Origin of the sequence: Pseudomonas palleroniana (genome assembly GCF_003031675.1) — a bacterium.
GTDB lineage: Bacteria > Pseudomonadota > Gammaproteobacteria > Pseudomonadales > Pseudomonadaceae > Aquipseudomonas > Aquipseudomonas palleroniana.
Map to the genome: position 1 here is coordinate 29,355 of NZ_PYWX01000042.1, position 13,458 is coordinate 42,812.

General features: G+C 60.4%; 10 protein-coding genes and 1 pseudogene. 9 read left to right on the plus strand and 2 right to left on the minus strand.

The features are described 5' to 3' along the window. Positions 1-3 precede the first annotated feature (3 nt). The 5 genes from C9383_RS14630 (at position 4) to C9383_RS14655 (ending at position 6,900) form a co-directional block, all read left to right on the plus strand. Positions 4-603, plus strand: a complete 600-nt coding sequence (locus C9383_RS14630; RefSeq protein ID WP_090372455.1) for a GNAT family N-acetyltransferase — start codon at positions 4-6, stop codon at positions 601-603. Between the two features lie 485 nt (positions 604-1,088). Beyond that, positions 1,089-1,805: an MgtC/SapB family protein gene (locus C9383_RS14635; RefSeq protein WP_060756430.1), complete on the plus strand. Its 717-nt coding sequence runs from the start codon at positions 1,089-1,091 to the stop codon at positions 1,803-1,805. Between the two features lie 295 nt (positions 1,806-2,100). Further along, complete coding sequence (locus C9383_RS14645) at positions 2,101-2,727, plus strand: response regulator transcription factor (RefSeq protein WP_060756428.1); 627 nt, start codon at positions 2,101-2,103, stop codon at positions 2,725-2,727. 1 nt (position 2,728) lies between these two features. Next, positions 2,729-6,343, plus strand: coding sequence for a transporter substrate-binding domain-containing protein (locus tag C9383_RS14650; RefSeq protein ID WP_090372040.1), 3,615 nt, complete (start codon positions 2,729-2,731; stop codon positions 6,341-6,343). Positions 6,344-6,477: 134 nt separating this feature from the next. After that, positions 6,478-6,900 (plus strand): aminotransferase class IV, encoded by a 423-nt coding sequence (locus tag C9383_RS14655; protein ID WP_060756426.1) that lies wholly within the window; start codon positions 6,478-6,480, stop codon positions 6,898-6,900. On the opposite strand, the gene dkgB is transcribed toward C9383_RS14655, so the two are convergent. Both dkgB and C9383_RS14665 read right to left on the minus strand, forming a co-directional pair. Then, positions 6,897-7,715, minus strand: coding sequence for a 2,5-didehydrogluconate reductase DkgB (dkgB, locus tag C9383_RS14660; RefSeq protein WP_090372038.1), 819 nt, complete (start codon positions 7,713-7,715; stop codon positions 6,897-6,899). The two genes, C9383_RS14655 and dkgB, sit on opposite strands and share 4 nt — an antisense overlap. 169 nt (positions 7,716-7,884) lie before the next feature. Continuing rightward, positions 7,885-8,964: a 3-deoxy-7-phosphoheptulonate synthase gene (locus C9383_RS14665; protein WP_090372034.1), complete on the minus strand. Its 1,080-nt coding sequence runs from the start codon at positions 8,962-8,964 to the stop codon at positions 7,885-7,887. A 605-nt stretch (positions 8,965-9,569) separates the two neighbouring features. On the opposite strand from C9383_RS14665, the pseudogene C9383_RS14670 reads away from it, so the two are divergent. The 4 genes and pseudogenes from C9383_RS14670 (at position 9,570) to uvrC (ending at position 13,432) form a co-directional block, all read left to right on the plus strand. Further along, positions 9,570-10,306, plus strand: a pseudogene (locus C9383_RS14670) (carbon-nitrogen hydrolase family protein). A 19-nt stretch (positions 10,307-10,325) separates the two neighbouring features. Next, positions 10,326-10,760, plus strand: a complete 435-nt coding sequence (locus C9383_RS14675) for a GNAT family N-acetyltransferase (RefSeq protein ID WP_090372032.1) — start codon at positions 10,326-10,328, stop codon at positions 10,758-10,760. Positions 10,761-10,965: 205 nt separating this feature from the next. After that, complete coding sequence (gene gacA, locus C9383_RS14680) at positions 10,966-11,607, plus strand: response regulator transcription factor GacA (RefSeq protein WP_003190387.1); 642 nt, start codon at positions 10,966-10,968, stop codon at positions 11,605-11,607. Between the two features lies 1 nt (position 11,608). Continuing rightward, a complete protein-coding gene (gene uvrC / locus C9383_RS14685; protein ID WP_060756421.1) occupies positions 11,609-13,432 on the plus strand; it encodes an excinuclease ABC subunit UvrC in 1,824 nt (607 codons plus the stop codon). Positions 13,433-13,458: the final 26 nt, after the last annotated feature.

Genomic DNA, 13,458 nt, shown 5'->3' on the forward strand with positions numbered 1-13,458 from the left:
GACATGGACGTTGATGCTCAGGTGATACCGAACTGCTCTATCGAGGGTGTTCGGGTAAGTGAGTTGGGCAGTTGCGATGAGGCCCAGTTGCAACGGCTGTTTGAGCGGGCGCCGGATTACTTCATCGCCGTGAATGGCGAACCGGCGACGCCGACCGAGGCGCACGAGGAGTTGCAGGGCTGTCTGCCCGCAGGTTGGAGCTGCAGCCGGATGTACTGGCTGGGTTACCGGGGGGGTGATGACCAACTGGTCGCCGTGGTGAATATCGCCGCAGACTTGCTGGCAGCCGGTGTGTGGCATATCGGGTTGCTGTTGGTCGATAAGCGTATGCATGGCACCGGTTTCGCTCATCGCTTGCATGAAGACCTTGAAGCATGGGCGGCGAAGCGCGGTGCCCGATGGCTTCGGCTGACGGTAGTCATCGGCAATACCAAGGCCGAGCGTTTCTGGCCCAGGCTGGGTTATGTGCAGGTGCGTACCCGCGAGGGCATCGAGATGGGGCGGCGGGTGAACCGGGTGTCGATACAGATCAAGGCGCTGGCCGATGGGCAGGTTGATGATTACTTGGCGGTGGTGGCGAGGGATCGACCGGGCGCGCCCTGAAAATCACCTGCCTGAACTTACCCTGAAGAATTGTCTCATTCACCATGCGGATACTTTCCTACGGTTTACTCCCGCGCAAACGGGGCGTAAGCTTCGCGCGTTTTCATCAATAGCGGAGACCCTCAGTGGGTACTTGTTCGAGTGACAGTTGTCGGCCGGTTTCGGTAACCGGCACCTACTTGGCAAGATAACGCGCGTTCTTGCGATGCCGTTGTCTCGCCTTGAATTGCGAGAAGCGGCATCCCGGCAGCGGCCAGTCCTGGCACCTGCCCGAATCCCTCTCATGACGCTGATCAGCACCTGGCTCACGCCGGGATGCCACGCATGCGCCTGCCTTTTATGATGGGCGCTGCGTACTGCTCGATCCTTGACATCACCCCGTTGCCACACCTGCGGTATGGGGTTGATGCCGACACGCCGTGCCCCGGTAGTGAAGGGTTTCCACATCCGTAATTCTGGCGGGTAATGAGCAGGGAAGAATCCTTATGCAAGCAATCAACAACATCAACCTCAACTCCCTCGTGGATACTGTGGTCAGCCTCACCGCGGCGTTTATTCTGGGCGGCCTGATCGGTTTTGAGCGCCAGTACCGTCAGCGTACGGCAGGCCTGCGTACCAACGTGCTGGTCGCCGTGGGGGCGGCGATTTTCGTCGACATGGCCAACCGCCTCGGAGGTGCGGAAGGCGCGGTGCGCGTGGTTGCGTACGTGGTGTCGGGCATCGGTTTTCTGGGGGCGGGCGTGATCATGCGGGAAGAGGGCAATGTGCGTGGGCTCAACACCGCCGCTACCCTCTGGGCCTCGGCGGCGGTGGGGGCCTGTGCCGGCGCCGACCTCATTCTCGAAGCGCTGCTGGGCACCCTGTTTATACTGGCGGCCAACACGCTGCTGCGGCCGATCGTCAATAACATCAACCGCCAGCCGTTGGATGTGGTGTCGGCAGAGGTCACCAATATTCTCTATGTGATTGCGCGGCGCAGCCAGCAACAGGCGGTGATGGTGTTGCTGGAAGCCGAGTTGGCACGGTGCAATTACCCAGCCAGTGATGTCGACGTGCGGCCGTTCGGCAGCGAAGAAGTGGAAATCGAGGCAACCCTGGTCGCGACGTCGGTCGATGGGGATGAACTGGATGCGCTGGTGACGCGTATTTCCATGTCAACTCTGGTGGTGCAGGCCTTTTGGAGCCCGAGTACCACCGACTGAGCCTCCTATGAAAACCCGGCGGGTCCAAGGATTGGCAGGGTTGTGCGCGGAAAAGTCCTACACTCAATTAGGATTATCCTTTCAGATGGGGCGTTATTACGTTGTTAAGGTTGCGCACTTGCGGCTGACGGGCCTTTTGGTCCGGCTTCGCGTGCTCGTGGTGTTTTCAATTGAAGGGGCCGGCAGCGCCTGGTGATTGCCTGGAATGTGCGCAGTACCGTTGGTCGGGACTGTCATTTCTCACAGGTGCCGAGGCCCTACGTAATGTGAAAGGGTGTCTACTTAGGGGAGTTTTATGGCCACAGCGTTAATCGCGGAAGACCACCCGTTTATCCGTGCCACGGTCAGGCATCTATTGAAGCTGGAAGGTTTCGATGAGATCTACGAGGCGGGCAACGGTGCGGATGCCATGCAACTGGCGCGGGAGAAGTGTCCCAGCCTGATCATCATGGACCTGGCAATGCCCAAGATGGGTGGGCTGGAAGTGATCAGCCGGATCAAGTCGCTGGGCTTGCCGTGCAAGATCCTGGTGCTCACGTCGTACCTGGCGGTGTTTTTTTCCACCCGCTGCATGCGTGCCGGGGCCATGGGGTTTGTCGCCAAGACCGGTGAACTGGACGAACTGCAAAAGGCGATCAAGGCGATCATGTCCGGTTACAGTTGCTTCCCCAGTATCGCCACCAGCTCGGTGCGTCGCGATGATTTGCAAGTGACGGAGGCGGCCATGGTGGAGGCACTGTCAGACCGCGAATTGATGGTGCTGCAAAAACTCGCCCAGGGCCTGGGCAACAAGGATATCGCCGAAGACCTGTTGCTGAGCCACAAGACCGTCAGTACCTACAAGACTCGACTCAAAGAGAAGTTGCATATGTCATCGGTGGTGCATCTGTCCAAGTTTGCCCAACGCAATCATCTGATCTGAAATGACCCGCGCCACGTTTTTGAGGTTTACCGCGATCTGGCTGGTGAGCCTGTTGCCTCTGTGCGCGGCCGCTCTCGATGAGCCGCGCACGCTGCGGCTGTTGGGGCATTCGCGGGTGGAGCAAGCCAGTGTGGTGCTGGATGAAGCTCAACTGCGCTGGCTGCGCGAGCGGCGAACCTTGGTGATGGGCGTGTCCGCCCCGGATTACGCGCCTTTTGACTTGACCAATAACAACGACGAACTTGAAGGGGTCACTGCCGATTACGCCGCCTTGATCGGGCAGATCCTGAATATGCCCATTGAGGTGCGGCGCTACGATACCCGTGATGAGGTCATTGAGGCGCTCAAACAAGGCAGCGTGGATTTCCTCGGCTCAGCCAATGGTTATGAAGCGGCCGACCCGCAGTTGCGCCTGTCCCGTTCCTATGCCAATGATCAGCCCACGTTGGTGACCCGCACCGGTGACAGCCAGGCGCTGAGTGACGACCTGGCCGGCAAACGCGTGGCGATGCTCTATCACTATATGCAGCCCGCCGCGGTGCAGGCCTTCTATCCCCGTGCCCGGTTGGAGCTGTTTCCCTCGACCGTCGAAGCCCTCGGCGCGGTGGCGTTTGGTAACGCCGATGTGTACCTGGGCGATGCCATCAGCACCAGTTACCTGATCAACCACAACCATCTGAATAACGTGCGCATGGCCGACTTCTCTGCCCTGGAAGTCAACCCTTTTGCCTTTGCCGTCACCCGTGAAAATACCCGTTTGCTGCCCATACTGGACACCGCCCTGGCGGTCATTCCGGCGAGCGAGCAGATGGAAATCCTGCGTCGTTGGAGCGCCGGCAACCTCGGGATCGTCGCTACCGGCCGCTTGCACCTGAGTGCCAGCGAACAGCGCTGGTTGCAGAAACATCCGCGGGTCAAGGTCGCGACGCTCGACAAATTCGTACCATTGTCGTTTTTCGATGAGCACGGGCAATTCGAAGGGTTGAGCGCCGAAGTGTTGTCGCGCATCAGCCTGCGTACCGGCTTGAAGTTCGATGTGGTCTCGGGCACTTCAATGCCGCAGCAGATCGATCAAGTCAGTACGGGCGCGGCGGACATGCTGGCGGTGGTCACCCCCAGCGTCGAGCGTGCCGAGAAGATACGCTTCAGTCGGCCCTATCTCACCAATCCCTTTGTGCTGGTCACGCGCAGTGACGAACGCAGCCCGCTCACCCTGGAAGACATGGTGGGCAAACGCCTGGCGCTGATCCCCGGCAATGGCCTGCGTGATGCGATCACGCAGAATTTCCCGGGGGTTGAATTTGTCGACGTTGAGAACCCGGAGCAAGCCATGGCGCTGGTAGCCAATGGGGGAGTGGACGGCGCGGTCAATTCGCTGATCAGTGCGCGCTACCTCATAGCGCGGTACTACCGCGACCGATTGCGGGTATCCAGCACGGTTGGCTCCGAGCCGGCTCGCGTCACGTTTGGCGTCAATCGCAGTCAGCTGGAGCTGTACTCGATCCTCGATAAGGCGTTGCTGAGTATCACACCTCAGGAAATGGATGAATTGATAGGTCGTTGGCGCAACGACATCATCATCGAGGACAGTTACTGGTTGCGTCACCGCAACGCGATCATTCAAGGCTTCGGGTTGGCGGCACTGTTGCTGCTGGTCACATTGGGCTGGGCCATTTATCTGCGCAGCTTGATCCGCAAGCGGGTGCAGGCCGAGCGGGCGTTGAGTGATCAGATGATCTTCATGCGCGCCTTGATCGACGGTACGCCGCACCCGATTTATGTGCGTGACCGACAGGGGCGCTTGATGGCTTGCAACAGCGCCTATCTGGATGTGTTTGGATTCAAGCTCGAAGACGTGATCGGCAAGACCGTGGTGGAAACCGACACGGGCAATCCCCCGCAGGCCCGGTCCTTCCATGAGGATTACTTGCGGTTGATGGCTGACGGCGAGCCGCAGATTCAGGACCGCATACTCAAGGTGCCCACGGGAGAGGTGCTGACGATCTACCAGTGGATGCTGCCGTACCGTGATCGTGATGAGAAGGTGGTGGGCATGATCGCCGGCTGGCTGGATGTGAGCGAGCGTCAGCGGCTGCTGGGCCAATTGCAGGAGGCCAAGGATGATGCCGACGCCGCCAACCGGGCCAAGACCACATTTCTGGCGACGATGAGCCACGAAATCCGCACGCCGATGAACGCGGTGATCGGCATGATCGAGCTGGCCCTGAAAAATGCCGAGCAGGGCCGGGCTGACCGTGATGCGCTGGAAGTGGCCTCGGTGGCTTCGCGCGGCATGTTGGAGCTGATCGGCGATATCCTCGATATCGCGCGGATCGAGTCGGGGCATTTGTCACTGGCATTGCAGCCGGCCAGTCTGCATGAGTTGCTGGCCTCGGTGGTGCGTGTGTTCGAGGGGCTGGCACGGGTCAAGGAGCTGGTGCTGCAGGTTGAGTTGGACCCGCTGAAGGGGCACATCGTGATGCTCGACCCGCTGCGCTTCAAACAGGTGATCTCCAATTTGCTGAGCAACGCGATCAAGTTCACACCGCAGGGCCAGGTCAAGCTGGGTGCCCAGGTGCTTGATGAAGGCGAGTATTTGAGCGTGCAGTTGTGGGTGCAGGACACGGGCGTCGGTATCAGTGCCCAGGATCAACAACGGCTGTTCAACCCTTTTGTCCAGGGCGGCAACAGTGAGCAGTCGGCCCGCAGCGGCTCTGGCCTCGGGCTGGTCATCAGCCGCAGCCTCTGTGAAATGATGGGGGGGCAGTTGCACCTGAGCAGTGTGCTGGGGCAGGGCACTCGAGTCGATGTGACGTTGAGGCTGGCGCGGGCCGCTGCATTGCCGGCCCAGGCGCTGCCGGCGGGCGTACAGACCCCGTCGGCCCGGGCGCTGCGCATTCTGGTGGTGGACGACTACCCGGCCAATCGCCTGCTGCTGGCCCGGCAGTTGAATTTCCTGGGGCATCAAATCACCACGGCCGAAGACGGAATTCAAGGGCTGGCGCAGTGGCAGGCCGGGCACTTCGACGGGGTTATCACGGACTGCAATATGCCGCTCAAGAACGGCTACCAGTTGGCGCAGGACATTCGTGCACAGGAGCGCGCACAGGGCCTGACGCCGTGCCTGCTGCTGGGGTTCACCGCCAACGCGCAACCCGAAGAAACCGAGCGCTGCCGGCAGGCCGGCATGGACGGGTGCCTGTTCAAGCCCACGGGGCTCGAGGATCTGCGGAGCGCGTTGGCTCCCCTCACCGCCAGCCTTTGCGAACCAGAAGTGGCCGCGTTCGATTTGAGCACCTTGGCCGCATTGACGGGTGGAGATCCCCATGTCCTTGAAGAATTACTGATGCCACTGCTCGACAGTCTGGCGGCGGATCGCACGCTGTTGTCGACGCTGCAACGCAAAGCCGATTTCGCCGGGCTGCACGACCTGGCCCATCGTGCCAAGGGTGGGGCGCGGATGGTCAAGGCACGCACGCTGATCCAGGGGTGTGAAGCGTTGGCGACCGTCTGTGAGCGCCGCGACCGCGAAGCGTTGGGGCCAGTGGTTGAAGCGCTGGATGACGCGATCGATGATTTGCAGCGTGGCCTGAGCATGTATTGCAAGCGGCCTTGACCGCAGTTGATGGCCATTCGGTGGATTTGGGAGAACTCCTACGCGAAGGGGGAACATGCCTGATTTTGTCGTCGAGGTATGTCTGGAAAATGGTCGGCACTCACTGACGAGTACTGCCAGCCCAGGGGCTTGCCATGCCGAACAAAGCACTGACTATCCTGATTGCCGATGAACAGCACCTGCAACGGCTGTACATCGAAAAAATGCTCAACCAGTTGGGGTATCACCGGATTGTGCCGGTGCAAACCTTCGAAGAGGTCCAGATCCTGACGGCCATCCCGGCCGAACCCTTCGATGTGCTGATCATCAATGCGGGGCTGGCGGCCTGTGCTGACGGGCCAAACCCACAGGTGCGCCATGTGCTGGTCTACGACCAGCTCGACATGGGAGCGCTCGCCGGTGCAACGCCGACGGTGCTGGTACGCCTGCCGGGTGTGCCGGACAACGTCAATCTTGAACACTTCATGGACATCATCGATCCACCCGCGTCCCCCCAGGGGCTGCGGGTGTTGCCATGGCTGCGGGAGTTATCCCGCCGCCCCGTGGCCGGGGTTTAGTCCCACTTCGGTGCGATGCCCTTGGGGCTGGTCAAGCGGTGGCCACGTTCGAGGCCGGCAATCTGCGCCATATCGGCCGGGCTCAAGGTCAGTTGCAGGGCCTTGAGGTTGCTTGCCAGGTTGGCCCGCTTGGTCGACGACGGGATCACCGCGTAGCCCAGCTGCATGGCCCAGGCCAGGGTGACTTGCGCCGAGGTGGCCTGATGGCGTTCGGCAATCTGTTGGATTACCGGGTCGTTCAACACTTCGCCGTAGGCCAAGGTCATGTACGAGGTGATCTGAATGCCATGGGCGGTGGCGAAGTCCACCACCTTGCGGTTTTGCAGGTAAGGGTGGAGTTCGATCTGGTTGGTCGCGATGTTCTCTGCGCCCACTGCGGCAATGGCCTGCTTCATCAGGTCGATGGTGAAGTTGGAAATGCCGATCTGGCGCGTCAGGCCCAGGCGCTTGGCTTCCAGCAACTGCTCCATGAATTGGGCGACGGGCACCTGGTCTTCCGGCGATGGCCAATGAATCAGGGTCAGGTCCAGATAGTCGGTCTGCAGTTTGCGCAGGCTTTCCTTGAGGCTTGGAATCAACTGGCCTTCGGCGAAGTTGGCGATCCAGATCTTGCTGGTGATGAACAGCTCATCACGCGGCACGCCACTGTCGGTGATGGCTTGACCGACTTGTGCTTCGTTCTCGTAGATCTGCGCGGTATCGATGACGCGGTAACCCAGTTCCAGGCCGGTGCTGACGGAGTCGATGACCACTTGGCCTTGCAGGCGGAAAGTGCCGAGGCCGAAGGCCGGAACAGGTTGTTGGGGAATAGACATCGGTAACTCCTGAAGGGCGATAAACAACGAAGCCGAGTATCCGCCCGTCGTTCCTTCGGAAAAACCGCTTGATCCGAAAAGGACTCTTGACTGCAAATCACGAATCGCAGCCTCAGCCCGAGTCCAGGGGGAGTGAAAGGGGGCTGAGACTGGCTCGCTCCTGCAGGCGTCAGCTGGCGTTGCGATGCAGGCGCAGACGTTCGGCGGCGCTGCGCAACAACTGCTCGGTGCCGTCCCAACCCAGGCAACCATCCGTCACCGACACACCGTATTTCATGGCCGGGCTCAGCGGTTGGCAGCCTTCGAACAAATGGCTCTCGAGCATCATGCCGATCAGCGAGGTATCGCCCTGCAAGCGCTGCTCCAGCACGTCGTTGAATACGGCGGGTTGACGCAGCGGGTCTTTACCGCTGTTGGCATGGCTGCAGTCAACCATGATCCGCGCCGCCACCTTGGATTTGGCCAGGTCGCGCTTCACCTGCGCCACGCTTTGCGCATCGTAGTTCGGCCCACGATGACCGCCGCGCAGCACCAGGTGCGTGTCGGGGTTGCCGGGGGTCTGGATGATCGCCGGATGGCCCTGGCTGTCGACGCCGAAATGGCGGTGTGGGTGAGACGCCGAGCGCATTGCATCACAGGCAATCGCGACGCCGCCGTCGGTGCCGTTCTTGAAGCCCACGGGCATACCCAGGCCGCTGGCCATTTCGCGGTGGATCTGCGATTCAGTGGTACGTGCGCCGATGGCGACCCAGCTGAGCAGGTCATCGAAGTAGCCCGCAGCCATGGGTTGCAGCAGTTCGGTAGCGACCGGCAGGCCCAGGCGCAGCATTTCGCGCATCAGTTCGCGGGACAGGCTGAGGCCGGTGGCCATGTCATCGCTGCCGTCCAGGTGTGGGTCGTAGGCCAGGCCTTTCCAGCCGATGGTGGTGCGCGGTTTTTCGACGTAGGCGCGGATCACCAGCAGCATCTGGTCGCTGACGTCCCGGGCGAGCTTTTGCAGATTGCGTGCGTATTCCATGGCCGATTCCGGGTCGTGGATCGAACACGGGCCGACAATCACCAGCAAGCGTGAATCTTCGCCATTGAGAATGGCGCGCACGGCTTGGCGATGGGCGTGGATCTGTTCAACGAGGAACGGGCTGAGAGGCAATTGGTGCTTTAAATCCAGGGAACTGGGCAGACGCTGAGTCAGGGCTTCATTGGCGCTGTTCAGGTTCGAAACGGGCAGAGCGGCGACGGAGGAGTTCATATTCAAGGCTTCCTGGGCAAGCGGCGGGTTGTTCCCGCGCGCTCTGCCCTACTGGGGTGTTCGACAATTGGCCGTATTGGCTGCGTGTGTTGGCTTGCCACCAATAGGTGACCGATCGGAGGCGGCAGGCTGTCCCGAACGGAGCTTGCTAAATCGCCAGGCAGTGCAGGTGTCGTAGCGGTAATAGGTGGCGTAGTTCATGTCGTGATTTCCTTGAGTGTTCCGAAAATAAGTGGGGCCTGAAAAAACAAAACCCCCGATCGGGGAGCCGACCGGGGGTTTAGATTTCTCTGGTAGGCGACCCCTTGAGTAGTGGGCGCCGATTTCAGGTATCAGGCGCGCCAGTGGCTAAACCAATACCCAAAATAAAAGCTTACAGCTGCGCTCGAACCGCTCACACGGGTAGCCGATACCGAGCGCTGGGCGCTGGCAGCAGGGCAAACCTGAGTGTGGGTGAGTTGCAACATGGTGTGTCTCCGAAAGATGGGAGGAGCTTACTAGAGGCGCACGGGTGGATTCAATCAGTAATTTCTATTGCCTGAGAGGACTGACGACTATAGGCCGAGATATGCTCACAGAACCTTGATGACTGCCTGGACGTAACCATGACTGCCTTGACCCTTGCTGCGGCTCAATCGATTTCCATCGCGGGTGATGTCGCGGCCAATATCGAACGGCATCGGGTCTTCATGCAGGCGGCAGCCGAGCGTGGTGTGCAATGCCTGGTATTTCCGGAGTTGTCGTTGACCGGGTATGAGCCGTCCTTGGCCGCGGCATTGGCGATTGATCCACACGATCGGGTGCTGGCACCGCTGCGCGACAGCGCACGTGAACTGCGCTTGACGGTGGTGGTCGGGATGCCGATCCGGTTGGCGCCAGAGGCGGGCGTATCGATTGGTGCGCTGGTGTTGGCGGCAGACGGTTCATTGGCGGTCTACATCAAGCAACATCTGCACCCAGGCGAAGAGGTGGCATTTGTCGCGGGGCAGGGTGGCCGGGCGCTTGAGTTCGGGAGCGAGCGGATTGCGTTGGCGGTTTGCGCTGACTTCTCCCACGCCAGGCCGCGCAAGCCGGCGCCAGTGTGTACGCCGCCGGCGTGCTGATCAGCGAAGGCGGCTATGCGACGGACAGTGCCTTGCTCCAGGGCTATGCTGTTGAACATGGCCTGCTGGTGTTAATGGCCAACCACGGTGGCCCGTCTGGCGGCTGGGCTTGCGCCGGTCGCAGTGCCATATGGGACGCCGAGGGGCGCCTGGTGGCTGCCGCGCCGGGTGTTGGCGATGCACTCCTGGTTGCCCAGCGTACCGATGGCGGCTGGAGCGGCTACGCAGTCGACCTTTGAGTTGAAGGAGCGCAACCTCATGGGGTTTCACCTGCGCGAAGCGACCTCTCAGGACCGCTTGTTTGCCCGGACCCTGACCTACGAGGCGATGAACCACTATTACCTGCAGTATGGTTTGTCATGGTCGGATAATGGCTTTGATACCGCCTGGGCCTGTCGGGAAAACTGGCTGGTTTGCCGCGATGAGCGTGTCATGGGTTTTATCAGCGTGAGTTGTGACAGCGCGGCGCTGTACATCCGCGAGTTGCATATGCTCGAAGGTGCGCGCGGGCAAGGTGCTGGCAGTTGGGTGTTGGCGCAGATGGCGCTGAAGGCTCGCGAGCAGGGTCTGCTGCGCCTGACCGTGTTCAAGACAAACCCGGCCAGGCGGCTTTATCAGCGCATGGGTTTGAGTATCGTCGGTGACGAAGGCTGCTTCTGGCGGATGGAAAGGGTCTGTCGCTCACCTTCCTGACAGCTCAGTTGGGTTGAACGGGAAAAAAACAGGTCGCACCCCCGTAAATCCTGACCGTTCTCACAGCAAACTGCGCTAATCGCGTCGCGCTGTGTGGCCGCTATGTATCCAAACTCTATATATATGACGCTTGCAGCTAGGTCTGCGCCTTGGTTTTTTGCTAAGGTGTTCAGCAACCTATAAGACCATATCGCGAGGTGTCTGCTTGATTAGGGTGCTAGTAGTCGATGACCATGATCTCGTTCGTACAGGCATTACACGAATGCTGGCTGACATCGATGGCCTGCAAGTAGTCGGCCAGGCCGAATCGGGGGAGGAATCCCTGATCAAGGCCCGGGAGTTGAAACCCGATGTGGTTTTGATGGACGTCAAGATGCCCGGGATCGGCGGTCTTGGTGCCACTACCAAATTGTTGCGCAGCCATCCGGATATCAAAGTCGTGGTGGTGACCGTGTGCGAGGAAGACCCGTTTCCAACACGCCTGCTTCAAGCAGGCGCGGCGGGCTACCTGACCAAGGGCGCGGGCCTGGCGGAGATGGTGCAAGCCATTCGCCTGGTGTTTGCCGGCCAGCGGTATATCAGCCCGCAGATTGCCCAGCAGTTGGCGATCAAATCGTTTCAGCCCACCAGTGACTCGCCGTTTGATGCACTTTCGGAACGGGAAATCCAGATCGCCTTGATGATCGTGGGTTGCCAGAAGGTGCAGACCATCTCCGATAAGCTGTGCCTGTCGCCAAAAACCGTCAACACCTACCGCTATCGTATCTTCGAGAAGCTTGCCATCAGCAGTGATGTTGAATTGACCTTGCTCGCGGTGCGCCACGGCATGGTGGACGCCAGCGCCTGACATGACCACACCGTTTGATCCGAGCGCCTTTCTCTCGACCTGCAGTGGCCGCCCCGGCGTATACCGCATGTTCGACAGCGAGGCGCGGCTGCTTTACGTCGGCAAAGCCAAGAACCTGAAGAATCGGCTGGCGAGCTACTTTCGCAAGACCGGTCTCGCGCCGAAAACCGCTGCGCTGGTGGCGCGTATCGCCCAGGTCGAAACCACCATTACCGCCAACGAGACTGAAGCGCTGCTACTTGAGCAGACGCTGATCAAGGAATGGCGTCCGCCCTATAACATCCTGCTGCGTGACGACAAATCCTACCCCTATGTGTTTTTATCTGATGGCGCCTTCCCACGTCTGAGTATTCACCGGGGCGCGAAGAAGCAGAAGGGCAAGTATTTCGGCCCGTACCCGAGTGCCGGTGCGATTCGTGAAAGCCTGAGCTTGCTGCAAAAGACCTTTTTTGTGCGTCAGTGCGAAGACAGTTTCTACAAGAACCGCACGCGGCCGTGCCTGCAATACCAGATCAAGCGCTGCAAGGCGCCCTGCGTGGGCCTGGTGGAACCGGCGGAGTATGCCGAGGATGTTCGCCATTCCGTCATGTTCCTGGAGGGGCGCAGTAATGCACTCACCGATGAACTCTCGGTTTCCATGGAGCAAGCCGCCAATACCCTGGATTTCGAACGCGCCGCTGAGCTGCGTGACCAGATCTCTCTGCTGCGTCGCGTCCAGGACCAGCAAAGCATGGAAGGTGGCAGCGGTGACGTCGATGTGATCGCCGCTTTCGTCAACCCGGGCGGTGCTTGTGTGCACCTGATCAGCGTGCGGGGCGGGCGGGTGCTGGGCAGCAAGAATTTCTTCCCGCAGACCGGCATCGACGAAGACGTCGCCGAAGTCATGGCCGCGTTCCTGGGCCAGTACTATGTCAGCAGTCCGGAGCGCGACTTGCCGTCGGAGCTGATCGTCAACGTGGTGCATGAAGACTTTCCCACGCTGATCGAGGCCATCCACGAGCTGCGTGGCCGTGAGCTGGACATCAGCCATCGGGTACGCGGCACCCGTGCGCGCTGGCAGCAATTGGCCGTGACCAATGCCGAGCAGGCCCTGGGCGCACGCCTGGCGAATCGACAGCACGTTGCCGCACGCTTTGACGCCCTGGCAGAGGTCCTGCACTTGGACGAGCCACCGCAGCGCCTGGAGTGCTACGACATCAGCCACTCCAGCGGCGAGGCCACGGTGGCCTCCTGTGTGGTGTTCGGGCCGGAAGGGCCGATCAAATCCGATTACCGGCGCTACAACATCGAAGGCGTTACCGCCGGCGATGACTACGCCGCCATGCATCAGGCGCTCACACGACGCTTCAGCAAATTGAAGGACGGCGAGGGCAAGCTGCCCGACATTCTGCTGGTGGATGGCGGCAAGGGCCAGTTGTCCATGGCGCGTGACGTGCTCAACGAACTGGCGGTGCCCGACCTGATCCTGCTCGGTGTGGCCAAGGGCACCACGCGAAAGGCCGGTTTCGAAACGTTGTACTTGAATGATGCCGCCCATGAGTTCACTTTGAAGGGCGACTCACCTGCATTGCACCTGATTCAACAGATTCGCGACGAAGCCCACCGTTTTGCCATTACCGGTCACCGCGCCCGGCGTGGCAAAACCCGGCGCACCTCAACCCTGGAAGGGGTGGCGGGGGTTGGCCCGACACGGCGTCGCGACCTGCTTAAACATTTTGGTGGCTTGCAGGAGCTGTCCCGTGCCAGCATTGACGAAATAGCCAAAGCACCCGGTATCAGTAAAAAGCTCGCTGAGTTGATTTATGCGAATCTGCACAGCGAATAGAATGCCTTCTCACCTCGTAGCCAGTT